This is a genomic window from Intestinimonas sp. RTP31139st1_F5_RTP31139_211217 (assembly GCF_040226735.1).
Taxonomy (GTDB): domain Bacteria; phylum Bacillota; class Clostridia; order Oscillospirales; family Oscillospiraceae; genus Intestinimonas; species Intestinimonas butyriciproducens.
This window is the reverse complement of the sequence record NZ_JBCOAQ010000002.1, coordinates 202619-219513: the sequence shown is the minus strand read 5'-3', so window position 1 is coordinate 219513 and position 16895 is coordinate 202619. Positions and strand designations below refer to the sequence as shown.

The 16895-nt window shown below is 54.6% G+C and carries 13 protein-coding genes and 1 tRNA gene; 10 read left to right on the top strand and 4 right to left on the bottom strand.

Going from position 1 to position 16895, the window contains the following annotated elements:
* Window positions 1-875, top strand: an 875-nt coding sequence (gene mnmA, locus ABUA09_RS03365) for a tRNA 2-thiouridine(34) synthase MnmA (protein WP_349949076.1), incomplete at its 5' end; no start/stop codon positions are given.
* A 182-nt stretch (window positions 876-1057) separates the two neighbouring features.
* A complete protein-coding gene (locus ABUA09_RS03360) occupies window positions 1058-1351 on the top strand; it encodes a hypothetical protein (protein WP_227152360.1) in 294 nt (97 codons plus the stop codon).
* A gap of 73 nt (window positions 1352-1424) precedes the next feature.
* Here the strand turns inward: ABUA09_RS03360 and ABUA09_RS03355 are convergent, their stop codons facing one another.
* Both ABUA09_RS03355 and typA read right to left on the bottom strand, forming a co-directional pair.
* The gene (locus tag ABUA09_RS03355; RefSeq protein WP_033117717.1) at window positions 1425-3437 is read right to left on the bottom strand and encodes an oxidoreductase; all 2013 of its coding nucleotides are present in this window, start codon (window positions 3435-3437) and stop codon (window positions 1425-1427) included.
* Between the two features lie 255 nt (window positions 3438-3692).
* Window positions 3693-5516 carry a translational GTPase TypA gene (gene typA / locus ABUA09_RS03350; protein ID WP_279204366.1) on the bottom strand — a complete coding sequence of 608 codons (1824 nt, stop codon included), beginning with the start codon at window positions 5514-5516 and terminating at the stop codon, window positions 3693-3695.
* A 311-nt stretch (window positions 5517-5827) separates the two neighbouring features.
* Here typA and ABUA09_RS03345 point away from each other — a divergent pair.
* Window positions 5828-5904, top strand: a tRNA-Arg gene (locus ABUA09_RS03345).
* A gap of 230 nt (window positions 5905-6134) precedes the next feature.
* On the opposite strand, the gene ABUA09_RS03340 is transcribed toward ABUA09_RS03345, so the two are convergent.
* A complete protein-coding gene (locus ABUA09_RS03340) occupies window positions 6135-7565 on the bottom strand; it encodes a site-specific integrase (RefSeq protein WP_050001705.1) in 1431 nt (476 codons plus the stop codon).
* Window positions 7566-7586: 21 nt separating this feature from the next.
* Window positions 7587-7796, bottom strand: a complete 210-nt coding sequence (locus ABUA09_RS03335) for a helix-turn-helix domain-containing protein (protein WP_009257965.1) — start codon at window positions 7794-7796, stop codon at window positions 7587-7589.
* Window positions 7797-8753: 957 nt separating this feature from the next.
* Between ABUA09_RS03335 and ABUA09_RS03330 the strand changes: the two genes are divergently transcribed.
* The 7 genes from ABUA09_RS03330 to ABUA09_RS03300 all read left to right on the top strand — a co-directional run bounded on the left by ABUA09_RS03330 (window position 8754) and on the right by ABUA09_RS03300 (window position 16894).
* Window positions 8754-9803, top strand: a complete 1050-nt coding sequence (locus ABUA09_RS03330; protein WP_369522163.1) for a YqaJ viral recombinase family nuclease — start codon at window positions 8754-8756, stop codon at window positions 9801-9803.
* A 17-nt stretch (window positions 9804-9820) separates the two neighbouring features.
* Window positions 9821-12094 (top strand): SF1B family DNA helicase RecD2, encoded by a 2274-nt coding sequence (gene recD2 / locus ABUA09_RS03325; RefSeq protein WP_110503321.1) that lies wholly within the window; start codon window positions 9821-9823, stop codon window positions 12092-12094.
* Between the two features lie 69 nt (window positions 12095-12163).
* Window positions 12164-13228: a hypothetical protein gene (locus tag ABUA09_RS03320; RefSeq protein ID WP_009257968.1), complete on the top strand. Its 1065-nt coding sequence runs from the start codon at window positions 12164-12166 to the stop codon at window positions 13226-13228.
* Between the two features lie 39 nt (window positions 13229-13267).
* Window positions 13268-15058, top strand: a complete 1791-nt coding sequence (locus ABUA09_RS03315) for a YodL domain-containing protein (protein ID WP_044940748.1) — start codon at window positions 13268-13270, stop codon at window positions 15056-15058.
* Between the two features lie 35 nt (window positions 15059-15093).
* Entirely contained in the window at window positions 15094-15309 is a 216-nt protein-coding gene (locus tag ABUA09_RS03310; RefSeq protein WP_227123559.1) for a hypothetical protein, read from the top strand.
* A 77-nt stretch (window positions 15310-15386) separates the two neighbouring features.
* On the top strand, window positions 15387-16337 hold the full coding sequence (locus ABUA09_RS03305; protein WP_044940752.1) for a Cas9 inhibitor AcrIIA9 family protein: 951 nt from the start codon (window positions 15387-15389) through the stop codon (window positions 16335-16337).
* A gap of 11 nt (window positions 16338-16348) precedes the next feature.
* The gene (locus ABUA09_RS03300) at window positions 16349-16894 is read left to right on the top strand and encodes a DUF7666 domain-containing protein (RefSeq protein WP_044940754.1); all 546 of its coding nucleotides are present in this window, start codon (window positions 16349-16351) and stop codon (window positions 16892-16894) included.
* The last annotated feature ends 1 nt before the right edge of the window (window position 16895 follow it).

Genomic DNA, 16895 nt, shown 5'->3' with positions numbered 1-16895 from the left:
CCTTCCACTCTGTGGATATCCGCGCCGAGCTGGAACCTGTCGTCTGCGCCGCTTTTGCCCGGGAGTATTTGGCAGGGCGCACGCCCCTGCCCTGCGCCCGCTGCAACCCTCTGGTAAAATTTCCGGCTCTGGGCAGAGTAGGGGAGCAGGTGGGCGCCGAGTTTATCGCCACCGGCCATTACGCCCGGGTGACCGCCGGGCCGGACGGCCGCATGCTCCTGCGCAAGGGCCAGCCCGCCAACGACCAGTCCTACATGCTCTCCCGCCTGACCCAGGCCCTGCTGCGGCATATTGTCTTCCCCCTGGGCGGCTATGAAAAGGTCCAGGTCCGGGCCCTTGCAGAGGAGATGGGGCTCTTTGTGGCCCACAAGCCCGACTCCATGGAGATCTGTTTTATCCCAGACGGGGATTACGCCGCCTGGCTGGACCGCAGAGGCCCTACGCCGCCGCCCGGCAACTTTATCGACGGGGAGGGCCGCGTCCTGGGACGCCACCTGGGCATCCACCACTACACCATCGGCCAGGGCCGGGGATTGGGCGTCTCCGGGCCCCACCGGTATTTCGTCTCCTCGCTGGACCCGGAACACAATACCGTCACCCTCTCCGACGGCTCGGACCTGATGGCGGACCGCGTTCTGTGCTCCCGCCCCAACTGGATCGCCATGGATGCGCTGGACGGCCCCATGGAGGTCACGGTCCGCCTGCGCCACTCCCGCACGGAGGCCCCCGGCGTCATCCGTCCCCTGGAGCGGGGCGGCGTGGACGTTCTGCTGGATACGCCCGCCCGGGCCCCCACCCCCGGGCAGCTTGCGGTCTTTTATCAGGGCGACGTGGTCATCGGCAGCGCCTGGATCGAACGAAGCCTTTCCCTGTAACCCCATTCACCCGTTCATCGCCCGGAAAGTCACAGATTTTCCGGGCGATATTTATTTTTCTAATAATTACATATATTTGTTATAACCAGTGATAAATATAAAAAATGTGACCACAATGTAACCGCCGGGGTGTTTAATGAAGACAATAATCGAGCTCTCTTCCACAAAGGGGGATGGATGATATGGAAAAGAGACCCCATACGGCTTTGGCGCTGTTCTTCCCGCTGCTTCTGGCGCTGCTCCTGCTCCCGGGCGCCCTGGCGGCGGCACCCGCTTCCGCCGAGCCCATCCCGGAGTCCGGAGCGGTCCTGATCCTGGAGGATACGGCAGTGCCAATGGGGGACCTGCCCGAGACCGGCACCGCCGCCGCGGAGAACATGGACCCCGTGCAGCTTTTGGGAATGGCCGCGGTCTGCTTTTCTTTGGCTGCCGCCGGGCTGGCCCTGACCATCCACCACAAAAACCACCAAAAATGACCTTTCTTTAAAAAATCCTGCAGCCGGATCAGCGGCCGCAGGATTTTTTCATCACTTATTCTGCCGGGCAGTCTCAAATGCCCCTCGCCACCTCATAGGCATCCCAGATGGCATAGTGGATATTCGCCACCTTGTTGGCGTCCCCGATCTGGAAGAGCTGGGCGTCCAGCCCCTGCAGCTCCTGGAAGAGTCTGTTTTCCGAGCGATATCCCACTGCGACGGCGATGGTATCGGCCTCCAGTTTCTGCTCACTGCCGTCACACAGGTGAAGGACCACGCCGTCCGGCTCCGTGCGCACCACCCGGGCGCCCAACTCCTCTTTTACGCCGTGGAAGGGGAGCAGCGCCTTGAGCATATCCGTGTTGGCGTCGCAGACCGGCGTCCCCACCATCAGCACATCGGGCAGCGCCTCCACCAGGGTGACCTCCCGGGTGCTGTCCTGCTTGCGCAGCCAAAGGGCCAGCTCACAGCCCACCAGGCCGCCGCCCACGACTACGACCCGCTTTCCGGGGTCCTCCCCGCCCATCAGCACATCCGCCGCCGTGCGCACCCGGTCGGGGGTGCCCAGGTCGGGCACCACGGGCCTGGATCCGGTGGCCAGGATCACGGTGTCGCTGCCGCTGGCACGGACGATCTCCGCCGTAGCCGGGGTATTCAGCTCCACCCGCACCCCCAGCTCCTGCAGCTCATGGGAATACCAGCGCACCAGAGCGTGGTCGTCCTCCTTAAAGTCAGGCATCCCGCCGGGGATGAGGTTTCCCCCCAGTTGCCCGGCGGCTTCCAGGAGGGTGACATCGTGCCCCCGAAGGGCGCAGACCCGGGCGGCCTCACAGCCGGCCACGCCGCCGCCCACCACCAGCACCTTTTTCCGCTCCTGCGCCCTGCCGACGGCATAGGCCACCTCCCGGCCCACCGCAGGATTGACGGCGCAGCAGACGCTGCTGAACTTCTGGATCCGCCCCATACAGGCCTCCTGGCAGGACAGGCACGGCCGGATGCGCTCCAGTTGGTTCCGGCGCAGCTTCTCCACATAGTCGGGATCGGCCAGAAGGGGACGGGCAAGGCCCACAAAGTCGATCTTGCCGCCGGCAAGGGCGGCAGAGGAGATGTCTGGATTGTCCATGCGCCCGGCACACATCACCGGGATCTCCACCACCTTTTTGAGCTGAGAGACGTAGGGCAGATACATGCCCTTCTGATGGTACATGGGCGGATGGCTCCAGTGCCAGGACTCATAGGAGCCCACGTCCGCGTCCAGGAAATCATAGCCCGCATCCTGGAGCATTTTGGCCACCGTCAGTCCCTCGTCCATATCCCGGCCCAGCTCCTCAAACTCCTGCCCGGGCAGACCTCCGGCCTTTTCATTCATATCACGGACAAAGCTCTTGGGGCTGTACCGCACGCCCACGGGGAAGTCCGCCCCGCAGACCCGCTTGATCTCCTGGACGATCTCCATCGCAAAGCGCAGCCGGTTCTCCAGACTGCCGCCGTATGCGTCGGTGCGCTTATTGAAGAGCGCCAGGGTAAACTGATCCAACAGGTACCCCTCGTGTATGGCGTGGATCTCCACGCCGTCAAAGCCCGCCTTTTTGGCGTGAGCCGCCGCCTCGCCAAACTTGCGCACAAAGGTATGGATCTCCTCCACCGTCATCTCCCTGCACATCAGGCCCTTGATCCAGCGGTGTTCCACTGGGGAAGGGGCGATCACGTCCCCGCTGACGTTGCTGGCGTGGCCGACCCGGCCGAAGCCGGCGGAGAGCTGGATGAAAATCTTTGTTCCGTAAGCGTGTACCCGCTCGGTCAGGCGTTTGGCGGAGCGGATAAAGCAGGTGGGGCGCAGGGTAGGGACCACGTGGGAGGGCATGACGCACGGCTGGATCTCATTTTCCACAAAGCAGTCCCCGGTGATGATCAGTCCGACGCCGCCGCGGGCCCGGACGGCATAGTACTCCACCGCCGTCTCGGTAAACGCGCCTTCCGCGTCGCACATACCGGACGGACCGATGGGGGCCATGTAAAAGCGGTTTTTAAGGGGCACCCCCGCAATCCGGCCCGGCTCAAACAATACGCGATATTTTTCCTGCATCGTTTTTCTTCCTTTCCTGTTCCATCTGCTGTGGAAGCAGCGGCGGCGCCGCAAATTTTATCTCTGTTCTAACCATACCAAACTTTTTCTTTCTGTCTATTATAAAATTTCTAATATGTCCTTACCTTTCAACCTAATAAAGGAATGCGCCCTGCGGCGGCTGTTTGAAAGCGGCCTCCACAGGGCGCAGCGGCTGTGGCCGCAGCAAAAAGAGCGGCGCTGTGGTACAGCGCCGCTCCCATTTATAGGTCGTTCTTATTTGTTGCCCTTCAGGGCCTTCATCCGATCTGCGTGGCCGAGGATGCGCTTGCGCAGGCGGAGATTTTCAGGTGTGACCTCCAGCAGCTCGTCGTCGGCCAGGAATTCCAGACATTGCTCCAGCGACATCTGACGGGGGGTGGTGAGCCGCAGGGCGTCGTCCGAACCTGCGGCCCGCATGTTGGTGAGCTGCTTTTTCTTGCAGATATTTACCGTGATGTCTTCGCTCTTGGGCGTCTCGCCCACTACCATACCGGCATATACCGGCACGCCAGCCCCGATAAAGAGGACGCCCCGCTCCTGTGCGTTGAAGAGGCCGTAGGTTACGCTCTCCCCGGTCTCAAAGGAGACCAGGCTGCCGCTGCTGCGGCGGGAGACCTCTCCCTTATAGGGGGCGTAGCACTCAAAGACAGAGGCCATGATGCCCTCGCCCTTGGTGTCGGTGAGGAACTCATTGCGATAGCCGAAGAGGCCCCGGGCGGGGACCAGGAACTCCAGCTTCATGCGGCTGCCCACCGGGTTCATCTCCAGCATCTCGCCCTTGCGGGAGCCGATCTTCTCAATGACGGAGCCCACGCAGTCGGAGGGCACGTCCACCACCAGGCGCTCGATAGGCTCGCATTTCTGGCCGTCGATCTCCTGATACAGCACACGCGGGGGAGAGACCTGGAACTCATAGCCCTCTCGGCGCATGGTCTCAATGAGAATGGACAGGGACATCTCGCCCCGGCCAGCCACATTGAAGGAATCGGTGGAGTCGGTCTCGGTGACCCTCAGGGACACGTCCTTCAGTGTCTCCCGGAACAGGCGCTCCCGCAGCTGACGGGAGGTGACGAACTTGCCCTCCCGCCCCGCGAAGGGGGAGTCATTCACCGAGAAGGTCATCTCAATGGTGGGGGCGGAGATCTTGACAAATTCGATGGGCTCCACGGCGGAGGGATCGCAGATAGTGTCGCCAATGGTAATGTCTCCGATGCCGCTCATGGCAATGATGTTGCCGGCCGTGGCCTCGGTGACGGCCGCTTTTCCCAGCCCGTCAAACTGATAGAGAGAGACCGCCTTGGCCTTCTTGGGCACGGCGCCCGGGTCATGGAAATTGCACACTGCGATCTCCTGATTCTGCCTAACGACGCCCCGCTCGATGCGTCCGATGGCAATGCGCCCCACAAACTCGTTGTAATCAATGGAGGAGACCAGCATCTGGAAGGGGGCCTCGGTGTCCGCCTCCGGGGCGGGGATATAGTCGAGGATGGTCTCGAACAGAGGCTTGAGATCGGTGCCCTCCACCTCGGGGGAGTAGGATGCAGTGCCCTGCCGCCCGGAGCAAAACAGCATGGGGGAGTCCAGTTGTTCACTGGTAGCGTCCAGATCCAGCAGCAGCTCCAGCACCTCGTCCACGACCTCGTGGATCCGCTGGTCGGGACGGTCGATCTTGTTGACCACCACAATGACCCGGTGTCCCAGCTCCAGCGCCTTGCTCAGAACAAACCGGGTCTGGGGCATAGGCCCCTCTGCGGCGTCTACCAGTAAGATGACGCCGTTGACCATCTTCAAGATGCGCTCCACCTCACCGCCGAAATCGGCATGGCCCGGGGTATCCACAATATTGATCTTCACATCGCCATACTGTACGGCGGTGTTCTTGGCCAGAATGGTGATGCCGCGCTCCCGCTCCAGGTCGTTGGAGTCCATCACGCGCTCGGCTACGGCCTGATTCTCCCGGAATGCGCCGCCCTGCTTGAGCATCTCGTCCACCAGCGTGGTCTTTCCGTGGTCGACGTGGGCGATAATGGCTACGTTTCTCAAATGATTGTTCTGCAAGGGGGATGCACCTCAAATCTTTCTTTTTACAGATACGGTGAAAACTCAACCACGTATTATAACTTACCTGTCCTAAAAAAGCAACCTTTTTCTGGGATACCACCGCCCTTTCCCACAAAATTCGCCGCATGGGCCCGATTTGGCGCGCCCTCTGCGCCCCGTTGACAGCGGGCGGGTTTTGGGTTACAATAAGACTCGCTTGTTTTATGCGCCCGTAGCTCAGTTGGATAGAGCGACCGCCTCCTAATAATCAGGTCATCAAAGTCCTGGGAGGCGGATCGCTCCATCCTTGACCATGAAAAATCGAATATGTCTCCGTAGCTCAGTTGGATAGAGCACACGCCTCCTAAGCGTGGGGCCGGCAGTTCAAATCTGCCCGGGGACGCCATAAATGCCGTAACCGCAAGAGGTTGCGGCATTTTCCTTATCTTTTTTCGCTACGAGGATTAGAACAGATTTCCTTTTTATCATTGGTTAGAGTGGAGACTTCTTACTCCCATCTGCTCAAATTTCCATCACAGGACTCGAACGATTTTTATGCCAAACTTGAAAAAATTGCTCATTTTGCTAATGAGCACTGCCGCAGCGTTTTGTGTCGTCTCATGCCTTCCTGTGTATTTATGCACCAATCAGTTTTTTTGCTAACTGGTTCATAATCTGTTCTCCATACTGCTCAACAAACTTTTTCGTGAAGGCATCCATGAGTTCGGGTTTAGCCTCCAACTGCTTCAGCAGAATTTCAGAGTCAGGTTCAGCAGCGGCGCTTTCTGCGCGAAGCCTTTGCTCAACGCCACGCAAATCCGCGTTCGCATAAAAGGCCATTTCGAATTTCTGGGCGTTGACCTTCCGATCCTCATCCAAGATGTGTGCGTAAACCTGGGTAACCATGTCGCTTTGTGCATGACCGGTATCACCCTGCGTTGCCTTAACATCTCCCTTATTGATTTTCAGCTTATAAGTTGTGCTGGAGTGACGGAGAGAATGAAAAACAACATTTGGAAGACCAGCGGATTTTTTCAATCGTTCAAACTGATTTCCAATAATCCGATCTTCACAGGGGCGGCCCGTTTCCTGCGCCAAAACCAGATTGTAGTCGATATAGTCATCGCCCATAAACTCCTTGAGCTTGTCCTGTTTCTCTTTCCATTCCCGCAAGATAAAGGCAAGAGTTCGCGGAATCCAAACCTTACGAATGCTGCTTTCTGTTTTAGGCTTTTTCAAAACGAGCCGCGTGGAAGACTTCCCGCCCATCAAGCGCGGGAATACAAAGAGGATGTCCTTTTCGCCAACTGCGTTGATAGCCTTCTGGTCAACACGGGCCAGCTCTTTTTCAATCCAGACGAAGGCATCATCCCGAGCGATTTCTTCATCTGATATATGAACACAGTCCCATGTAAGGCCGGTGATTTCGCCCATCCGCATGGAGCAGGCAAAGGCCAGGTTGATTGCGACATACAGCTTTCCATCCGAGCAGTGGTTGAGAGCATCTCGAATAATATCGGCAGTCCAGATGGCTCTGACCTTTTTCTCCCGCTTGGGCAAGATTGCATCCTCGAACGGATTTTTACCAATAATGTCCCAGCGGACAGCCTGATGAAATGCACAGCGCATCAGCTTAATAATCTTTTCAATGGTGCATGGCGTAACAAAGTCTGTCCGTGCATGTCTGTATGGAGTTTCGATTGGAGGCGTTTTCTGCAGCTTCTGGATGAATTGATCCACTGACCTGCGATTGATGTCCTGCACAATTTCGTCCCCAATCAACGGGTTAATGTAATTGCTGATTAAGCCATTATTAGAAGCATAAACAGACAGTCCCCATCTTTTGGTTCCATATAGTTCTACAAAGTCTCGCAGAAAATCTTTTACGGTCAGTTCACTGGGCGGAATAAAAGTGCCGTTATTGATCTCATTTTCAACCGCGGCTTTCCGCTTCAACGCCTCTTTTTTGGTTATAAAAGTTTCCCACTTTTGTTTCTTCTCACCTTTTGAGTCATCATAGGTGTAGACAACAGCATATTTCTTACCGCGTTTCTGTATTGATGCCATAGTTGTAGGCTCCCTTCCAAATCAATCGGAACCATCAAGCCATTCGTCAAAGGACTTTCTGGAAATCCTCAATTTAGTCCCTATGCGTACAGATTTGAATGCTCCGCTGGCGCACAGGTTATAGATGGAGCGTTTGCTGACGCCCAGGATCTCAGCAGCCTCTGAAACGGAATAGCTCCGTTTTTCTGCATTATTCCGATCTGTGTTTTCAAGAAATTGTTTATCAGCCACGAATAGCCTCCTTTCTGTGTGGCCGACAAAGAAGCCTACGATTCCCTACATATATCATATACGCTTTCTCTGCCGCCACATCAACAAAAAAGTAAAAAACAAGGCGTTCGATTCCAAATATTTAAGTAAGCTGTCCCAGGTCACTTCCTGCGCCGGGGCTTTCCGCCGCGTATTGCCAGGGCCTGCTATGCAGTATTTCAACCGTGGGTGAGCACACAAAGTCTCCGCACACTATCCGCGCTCCCTGTATAACCCCTGAAACAGAGTTATTCTTTTTTCAAAGTACAAAGGCGTACAGATCAGCATGGAACATCCTGCTATATCTGTACGCCCTATAAATAGGAAAATGGTGCAGGAATTTCTGCACACATTACATGCTTTCTCAAAAACTTTTTGAGAAAGTAAAAGCACGCGCTCGAAACACTAAATATAGATATTCATTCTTGACTAAATCAATATATTGTGCTATCCTGTACTTGTAATTGATTTTTGTGCGTTCCCCATGTGGGATACAGATCTTGTATCTGTACGGCAAGGCTCAAAGCCCTGCATTGCACACGCAGTTAAGATTGTATTTGTGCCAGTAGTATTGCTGCGCCCATTCGGGCCAGTATATTACTGGCTTTTTTTATTTTTCGGGGGTTTCCCCATCAGCGAGGATGACATTGGTTCATAGGCAACTATGGACAACAGGCGTTTTGCCCTTTGTCATGCTCGCTTTTTTGTCGCCCAAATGCCGGAAACGGCTTTGAGGATATATCAAACTACAGAAAGGCAGGTAACACGCATGAATGTAAAAAAGCGAAGGCAGGAGCCTATGGCAAAAAGGAAATGGCCTTTGGAGAACTGGCAGCATCAGAAGGTGCCCAAATCCAGCCAAGTCCATAGTCCAATGATTCGAGTACACGCTATTCCCCGCCGAACACGGAGGGGGTGCTAAAGATGCCGGCGAGCAATGTGGCCGCCGAAAAGCGAAGTCAACCCAAAATTTTGGTGGAAACGGCGGGCCTGTCCGAAGAGGAATGGCTTGCATACCGCCGGAAAGGGATTGGCGGCAGTGATGTGGCGGCTCTGCTGGGGATTTCACCCTGGCGGACGGCAAGAGACCTCTATTTTGACAAACTGAATATCGTAGCAGTCGAAGATAATGAGGACAACTGGGTTGCCCTGGAAATGGGGCACCTGTTGGAGCCGTTGGTGGCGAAGATATTCCAACACCGCACAGGGTACAAGGTCTATCAGATCAAAAAAATGTTCCAGCACCCGCAGTATTCGTGGATGCTGGCCGATGTGGACTATTTTGTGGAATTGCCGGATGGCAGTACCGCAATTCTGGAGATTAAAACGACAAATTATAACGCAAGGGATAACTGGTGGCTAAACGGTGAAGAAACTGTTCCCGTCTATTATGAAACCCAAGGGCGGCACTATATGGCTGTCATGAATGTGGACCGCTGCTTCTTCTGCTGCCTGTATGGCAACAACGAGGAAGAAACCATTATTCGTGAAATCCGGCGGGACGAGTCCTATGAGGAGGAGATGATTTTCCTGGAGCAGTATTTCTGGGAAAACCATGTTCTTACCAGGACGCCGCCGCCTTATACCGAAGATGGTGATCTGGTGCTTGAAAGCGTGCGCCGGCATACGGGCTCCGCGGATCAGGACGCTCCCGTTGTAACGCTTGATTTGAGCCTGACAGCCAAATTGATGCGCTATCTCCAGCTTCAGGAGCAGAAGAAACTCACGGAAGCGGGCAGCCAAGAGATTGAGGCGGATATGAAGCGGCTGAAAGCGGCGCTGGTTGCGGAAATGGGCAAGAGCTGCAAGGCCGTTTGCCAACAGGATGGGGTGAACTATATTGTCACCTACAATCCAGTGAGAACGCCCGGCATTGACAAAGACAATCTGATACGGCTGAAGCTGGATCACCCTGATATTTACGAGCAGTATGTAACCGTTTCAGAATCCCGAAGGTTCAGTGTGAAAATTGATACCAAGACGGCATGAGAAAGGAGGAAAATGATTTGATCCATAGAGGAACTTATGATGGGACAATTTACTATAATCCTGCAAATAAGTTCTGCATCATCAGTGTAAAAACCGCGGAGAAGGATGTACCCCAAGAAGCCAGGTCTACCCGCCGACGCAAGGATCATCTGATTCGGTTTGTGGCAACCGGCTACGAACTGCCCCGCACAGATGCGGTAGAACTGGAACTGGATGGCGAATGGAAAAAAGGAAAGTATGGGATGCAGCTTCAGGTGGAGCAATGGCATGAAATTGTCCCTCAAACCAAGAGTGGAGTGGAAGGCTATCTGGCCTCTGGCCTTATCAAAGGCATTGGGCCGGCGCTCGCCAAACAGATCGTATCACGCTTCGGCGTGGAGACACTGGACATTCTGCAAAATCGCCCGGAGCGGCTGCTGGAGATCAAAGGCATCACGGAGAATAAGCTGGAGGCCATCAAGACCTCATATGCAGAGAGCCGGATGCTGCAAGACCTGATGACGCTGCTCTCCCCGTTCAAGATTACACCGAAAACAGCGCAGAAGATTTATCAGTTTTTCGGCCCGGCCAGCGTGGACATTTTGAAAAAGAGTCCGTTTGAGCTTTGCCAAATATCCGGTTTTGGCTTTTTAAGGGTGGATGCCATCGTTCAGAAAAACGGAGGCGACCTGCGCGCCCCTATGCGAATCAAAGGCGCCTTGTTCTGGGCGTTGGAGGATAGCAAGGGGAAAAACGGACATTTGTTTTTGACCAGTGAGGCTTTGCAAAAAGAGGCGCTCCAATTACTCAACGCTAAAATCCCTATTCCTTCGCTTCGGCTCCATGCACAAGAGGTCAGCGATGTCCTCGAAGATATGATCCTGCATGGAGAGGTCGTATCCGTCAAAGGAGACATTTATCTTCCCCGTGTGTTTGCACAAGAGGATGAAACCGCCCGCCGGATTGCGATGCGTGTGGTGGAGCCTCCTGCTCCGGAGAAGATCGAACAAATTTTGGAGCAGGTCAAACGAGAAATTGGATTGGCGCTGTCCTCAAAACAGGAAGCGGCTGTGTATGCAGCCTATCGCCACAATCTTTCCATCATCACAGGCTCCCCGGGCACCGGCAAGACAACCGTGCTGAAAACAATTTTGGAGGTCTACCGCCGCCTGCATCCCCAGGGAGAGATCGCCTTGATGGCGCCGACAGGCCGAGCCAGCCGGCGTATGGCGGAAAGCACCGGGGTTGATAAGGCCAAAACGCTGCACAGCATTTTGGGGCTCGCCAGCGAGGAAGATGAAATAAAACGCAACAACACCCAAGAGCCGCTTTCGGCCGATTTGATCATTGTGGACGAGTTTTCCATGGTGGACATGTGGCTGGCAAATAAATTTTTCTCACGCATCAAAGGTGGAGCACGGGTCATTCTTGTCGGAGACCCGGATCAGCTTCCCAGTGTAGGCGCCGGGAATGTGTTCCGCGAACTGATTGACTGCGGCCTTATCACCGTGACGGTGCTGGATCAGATTTTCCGTCAGTCCAAGGACAGCCTGATTGCCTACAACGCCAAATTCATTAACGAAGGCAACACCAAGCTGTACTACGGCCAGGATTTCGTTTTCATGACAAGCAACAATCAGGCGGAAGCCGCTGAACGAATTGTTGCCCGCTACTGCCGGGAGATCGAGGAAAGTGGGATTGACCGGGTGCAGATTCTGTCGCCTTTCCGCTCGGACGGCGCGGCCTCTGCGGAACAGCTCAACGAAGCGATCCGCGAAGTGGTCAACCCGTTTCGTTCCGCCGAGGAAGAAATCAAAATCGGCGTCAAGGTATTCAGGGTCAATGACCGGATCATGCAGACCAAAAACACTGCCAAGGTATCCAATGGCGACCTGGGATTCATCCGCTATATCAAAAATGATGAAGATGGAACTCGCGTTGGACTTGACTTCGGTGTGGGCCGTGAGTTGGAGTACGGCATAGAGGATATGGTCAATCTGGACCTCGCCTATGCCACCACGATTCATAAAGCAATGGGCAGCGAGTACGATACGGTCATTATGCCGCTCTTAAAGGCACATACTGTCATGCTCTATCGAAATCTGCTCTACACTGGCATTACCCGCGCAAAAAAGCGTGTGGTGCTCATCGGTCAAAAGCAGGTACTGTTCATGGCAATCCATCGCAACGAGATCGGCAAACGCAACACGCTTCTGGGTGAGCGCATCCACCTGTACTATAAGGCGTACGCCCGGCGGGCCGGTATTCCCGTTCCGGCGGACTTGGAAAAAGAATTGAAGCACGCAGGCTAAAAATGTGACGCAAGGTGCAGAAAAATGCCCAGCGTCCCCTATTTATTATACAGGAAGGAGTTTATGAAGATGAGTGACAACAACAATAATGCAAAAACGATGTACGAGGCCGTTCCTGCCGCTGCGGAACTGAACAAGGTACCGGGGTTCGACCCGCTGAAGTTCCTCCGGCGTGCCGGGGACTCCATGAAATTGGACTTACCCTATCAGAAACTCTGGTTCCGAATGGCACACCCCAACGGGCGTATGCGTCTGACGGCCATGAGGATCACAGAGCAGATGGCGATTTTCGAGGCCAAGGTATTTCTGGACCGCAGTGACGCGGAGCCGTTCAGCGTGAGCGTTGCCCAGCAGACCATGCAGGATAGCAGGGACTTTGTGAAGGCAGCTCAAAATGAGGCGTTGAGCCAGGCCCTTTCGGACGCTGGATTTGGTATCCAGCTTGTGAGCGCCGACACTCATGCCGCTTCTGTACAGAAAGCGGCGCCTGTGAGTAAAACGCAGCCCTCTGCCATTACTCCGCCTGTGAGCACTGTGTTGCCGCAGGAGCCCTCCAGCGCCTCGCAGAAGGCCGCTGTTCTTTCCGAGGGTAATTCCGTTTCCGGGGGCACACAAACGCCACAGAGGGCATCTGAAAACGCAGAAACAGCAAGAACGAAGATTCAGCCTGCAGCAACTCCGGCCCATGAGCAGAGTTTGCCGGTAAGCCCTACTACAAACACGGATACGCTGCCAGCGGATTCCGCGCCAACGACAGAGCAGCCGGAAAACAGCAAGACAGCGGAGGAATTGCCAATTCATCTCCCTGCGGAAGAACTGCCAGTTCAGCGCCCTGCGGAGGATCTGACAGTCGCCAAGGAGGCACAGGAGGTCCCCGAAGCCAAAGTCGTACAAGAGGCCCCTGCATACACCCCGGATATGCCAGTAGAGGATATTCTGAAGGTGATGACGCTGGAACAGGCACAGGAGGTCGTTGTGGACAGCGGCGTATGCCGGGGGCTGACTATCGCAGAGGTGGCGAAGAAGCGGCCTGTCAATCTGCGTTTCTATTTGACTCCGGGCAACAAAAGCAAGGACAACATCGTTCGGGCTGCCGCCCAGCTGGTCCTCAATTCACTTCAGAAGGCCGGTTGATGCGAAGCCCTGGCTCGGGTATGAAGGGAGGAATGACAAATGGGCTCATACCCGGATGAATTTCCTTTCGGCATCATGGAAGTTGTCAATCTATTAAACCTGCGCATCAGGCGTCAACAGGCGGACAGCATCTATGTGGACTGCCCGTTCTGCGGTGACCGCCAGGGGCGGATGAATGTCAATTTCGTCAAGAATGTCTGGCGGTGCAACTACTGCAATGCACATGGCGGAATGCTGGCGCTGTATGCTGAACTTAATCATACGACAACATCCGATGCCTACTGGGAGATTGCAGAAGCTCTGTGTGACAATATCCAAGAGGAACACGCACGCTCCGGGAATGAAGCCCAACAACGGCCGGCCAGCCCATGCCCTTCAACTTCGGGGGCCTGGGCTGCCCCTGCCAGTCATTCTTCTTCCGAGCGAAAAACAGTACCACAGTCGAATAAGGCCAGTCCAGCAGAGATCCACCAGACGCTATCCCTGCTGCTTGCTCAACTTACGCTGCGGCCGGCGCATCGGGAGCATCTGCGCTCCCCTAAACGCGGGCTGTCTGATGAGCAGATTGACGCACTGGGCGTTAAGAGTACCCCACCGCATTTTCTATGCCGGTCTATTACAGAACGGCTGATCAAGCAGGGATGCAAGGTACAGGGAGTGCCGGGATTTTATCGGGATGACGGCGGACATTGGACTATGGCTTTTTATCAAAAAACAGCCGGCATCCTGATCCCTGCCATCGGCTTTGACGGCATGTTGCAGGGATTCCAAATCAAACTGGATATACCGCTGAAAAACAAGGATGATCCGCCGGAAAAGCCGGGAGCAAAATATATCTGGTTTTCGTCTTCCTCAAAAAAGGGCGGAACAGGATCGGGCAGCCCGGTACATCTGGTAGGAAATCCATCTGCCCGTGTCGTTTATGTGATTGAAGGACTTTTGAAGGCAGACATCTCCCATTACCTGACCGGGCGTACTTTCGTTGCGATTGCCGGCGCAAATAACACCAGTCCGTTGGACTCTATGTTTGCGTTGCTGGCGCAGAGTGGTACAGAGGAGATCATTGAAGCCCACGACATGGACAAGTACAACAACAAAATGATCATGGCCGGGGCATCTAAAATTTACTTAATGGCGCAAAAGCACGGCATGAATTGTCGTCGGTTGACTTGGAATCCCAATTATAAAGGGTTTGATGACTGGCAGCTGGCTTTGCGCCAGGGCAGTCAGCGGCAAAAGGAAATTGAAAAGTTGAGTTTCAAAGAGCAGTATCTGCGCGGGCTGTGCAAGCTGGCCCACATTGAGGACTGCGTGGAACAGTGGCAGCACCGGGCCGAGCAAGACACCGGACTGACAGAGTATCTGGGGCTGACAGGGGAGGAACATAAAACCTTCCTGTGCGGCGGCCGGGACGCTCTTGCCGCCCTGTTGGAGCTACAGCGGCGAAAACAAAGGTTTGTACTTTATCAACTTCAACTGGACGAAGAGAACGCGATCCCATTTGCTTTCAAGGATATTACAGCGTTAAAAGCGGCTGGTTATGAACAGCCGCCTGCGGCGATGTACTATGTGGCAGGAAGTGGAGAAATCTACTGCCCAGCGGAGGAATCGGATGACACACTTTTGAAGCGCCTGTTTGCCGACTGCCGGGAGCGGCTGCCTGAAGGCTGCCGCGGGCGGCCAATGGCGATTTCCGATGTAGTGGAACTGAATCACGGTGCCAAGCGGGCGTATTATTATGTAAGTGGACAAGACCAGTTTAGACAAGTAAAGTTTTCCCCTATGCTCGCAAAGAAGGAAATTCCAGAAAAGACACAAGAGAGGTTTTGATGGTTGTCGTGAGTGAGACAAAGGAGAGCCAGCTTTTGGCGCTCCTGGAGCAATGCGTCCATCTGGACGCTGATGTGCGGCCCCGTACAGAAAAAGGCTTTTTCACGGTGACAGTTCCGCCGCCGTGGAACGGTCCAGCGCGCAGGGAAGCTCAAGCAATACAGGATCAAATCAAGGAATGGTCAAAGCAATATCCGAATGTGGTGTGTTACTGCTTTGACGGTTACAGTACATTGGTTTATGTGCTGTAAAACAATGTGGCAAAGGCATGGGATGGGCATTGGCCTGTTCCGTGCCTTTTTTATGAAACGACGGAAAGGAGATCACTATGGGATATTTTTCAGAAATGGCACTGAACAAGCAGGAGGAACTCGGACTTCCCGCAGAACAAGTACCGGCTGGAGACGCCTTTGAGGATGAGGAAACTTTTGACGAGCTGCCGGTGCCGTCGGCCAGCCGTTCAGCGGTTTCCCCTGCCGTGGAGACACCGCCATCACCCGCATTTGATGCAGACGATGGGGCCGAGGAATTGGCAGAAATGAACAGAGACGATGCTTCCGAGGCAGAGGGCGCGGATGGGGACGATGCCGGTAAAGAGCAGGAGGCGCCCGCCAAGGCCGATGTAACCACCGATGCGGACGAGGAAAAACGCCGTGCCGAGCATGAGGCAGCTGAAGCCAAGCGCAAAGCAGAATGGGAAGCCCGGCAGGCTGAAAAGAAAAAGGCCGAGCAGGAGCAGTTGGAGCGTCTGGCCGCGATGAGCGACGACGAGGTGGTGAACGCCTCCATGCAGCGGGTCAGCACAGATACAGAAAAACTGACCCGGCGCAACATGAAGGAGTGTGTGGCAGAATTTATCCAAACCAAGTGCCTGGAGGATATTGCTTTCGCACGCCTCACCATGCACCCGCGCAAGTCAATGATCCACTGTTTCCAGTACATCAGCCGCAAGGCGTGGGACTACATTCAGGATGAACTCAAAGCAAGCGGCATTCAGCCAGGTCCGGGCAGCCAAGGGTATGGCTGTGATGTTCCGGACGATCTGTGCTACCAGTGGGCAGAGGATTATTTCCGCGACCCAGACGCCAAAGAGGATCATGAGAAAGAAGAAAAGTTTGTACCGAACCCCTACTATGGAAAAGATTTCGCCAGAACCACCAAAAAGAAGCAGAAGGAAAAGAAAAAGGCAGAAGCCAAACCGAAGCCTGTGCAGAAGGAAAAGCCTGCCAACGATGGTCAGTTGTCGCTGCTGGATCTCGGCATGGCAAAGGCAGGTTAAGGGGGTGCAGCATGATTGCATATAAAGGATTTCTTCCTGGCCTGATTTGCCGAGACTACCAGTTTAAGATGGGACTCAATGTAACAGAAAAGGCCAACTGCGCTCATAATGGGTTTCACTGTGCTGAGGACCCGCTGGATTGCTTGAGCTATTACGGAGATATAAACCACGCAGAATACTATATTGTCGATGCCGGCGGAGACATTGACGAAGATGGTGTCGATTCCAAAATTTCCTGTACAGAGTTGACAATTTTGAAACGGCTGACAAAAAAAGAACTTTTCCTCCATGGCCTTGCTTTTATGGCAGACCACCCGAAGCGGAAGTGGAACAGCAATATAAAGGCGGACAAAGCTGAAGCGTGGAATGGCTATGCAGCGGTGCGCGGCGCCGACCCTATTGCAAAAGGGACTCGGAACGGAGATGTACTTGCTTTTGCAAAAGAGGACGGCACTACCGGCGGCATCCAGCAGATCGTGGTGGCGGAGATTGACGGGAAAACGCTCCAACCAGGAATTTGGTATGGAGTGGAGCTTGAAAAAAGGATGGTGAACTAAA

What these genes read in the sequence shown, in the direction of transcription:
- ABUA09_RS03340 (WP_050001705.1), bottom strand. Translation starts at nt 7,565, where the DNA reads ATGGCATCAATACAGAAACGCGGTAAGAAATATGCTGTTGTCTACACC.
- ABUA09_RS03360 (WP_227152360.1), top strand. Translation starts at nt 1,058, where the DNA reads ATGGAAAAGAGACCCCATACGGCTTTGGCGCTGTTCTTCCCGCTGCTT.
- ABUA09_RS03300 (WP_044940754.1), top strand. Translation starts at nt 16,349, where the DNA reads ATGATTGCATATAAAGGATTTCTTCCTGGCCTGATTTGCCGAGACTAC.
- ABUA09_RS03315 (WP_044940748.1), top strand. Translation starts at nt 13,268, where the DNA reads ATGGGCTCATACCCGGATGAATTTCCTTTCGGCATCATGGAAGTTGTC.
- ABUA09_RS03305 (WP_044940752.1), top strand. Translation starts at nt 15,387, where the DNA reads ATGGGATATTTTTCAGAAATGGCACTGAACAAGCAGGAGGAACTCGGA.
- ABUA09_RS03355 (WP_033117717.1), bottom strand. Translation starts at nt 3,437, where the DNA reads ATGCAGGAAAAATATCGCGTATTGTTTGAGCCGGGCCGGATTGCGGGG.
- ABUA09_RS03320 (WP_009257968.1), top strand. Translation starts at nt 12,164, where the DNA reads ATGAGTGACAACAACAATAATGCAAAAACGATGTACGAGGCCGTTCCT.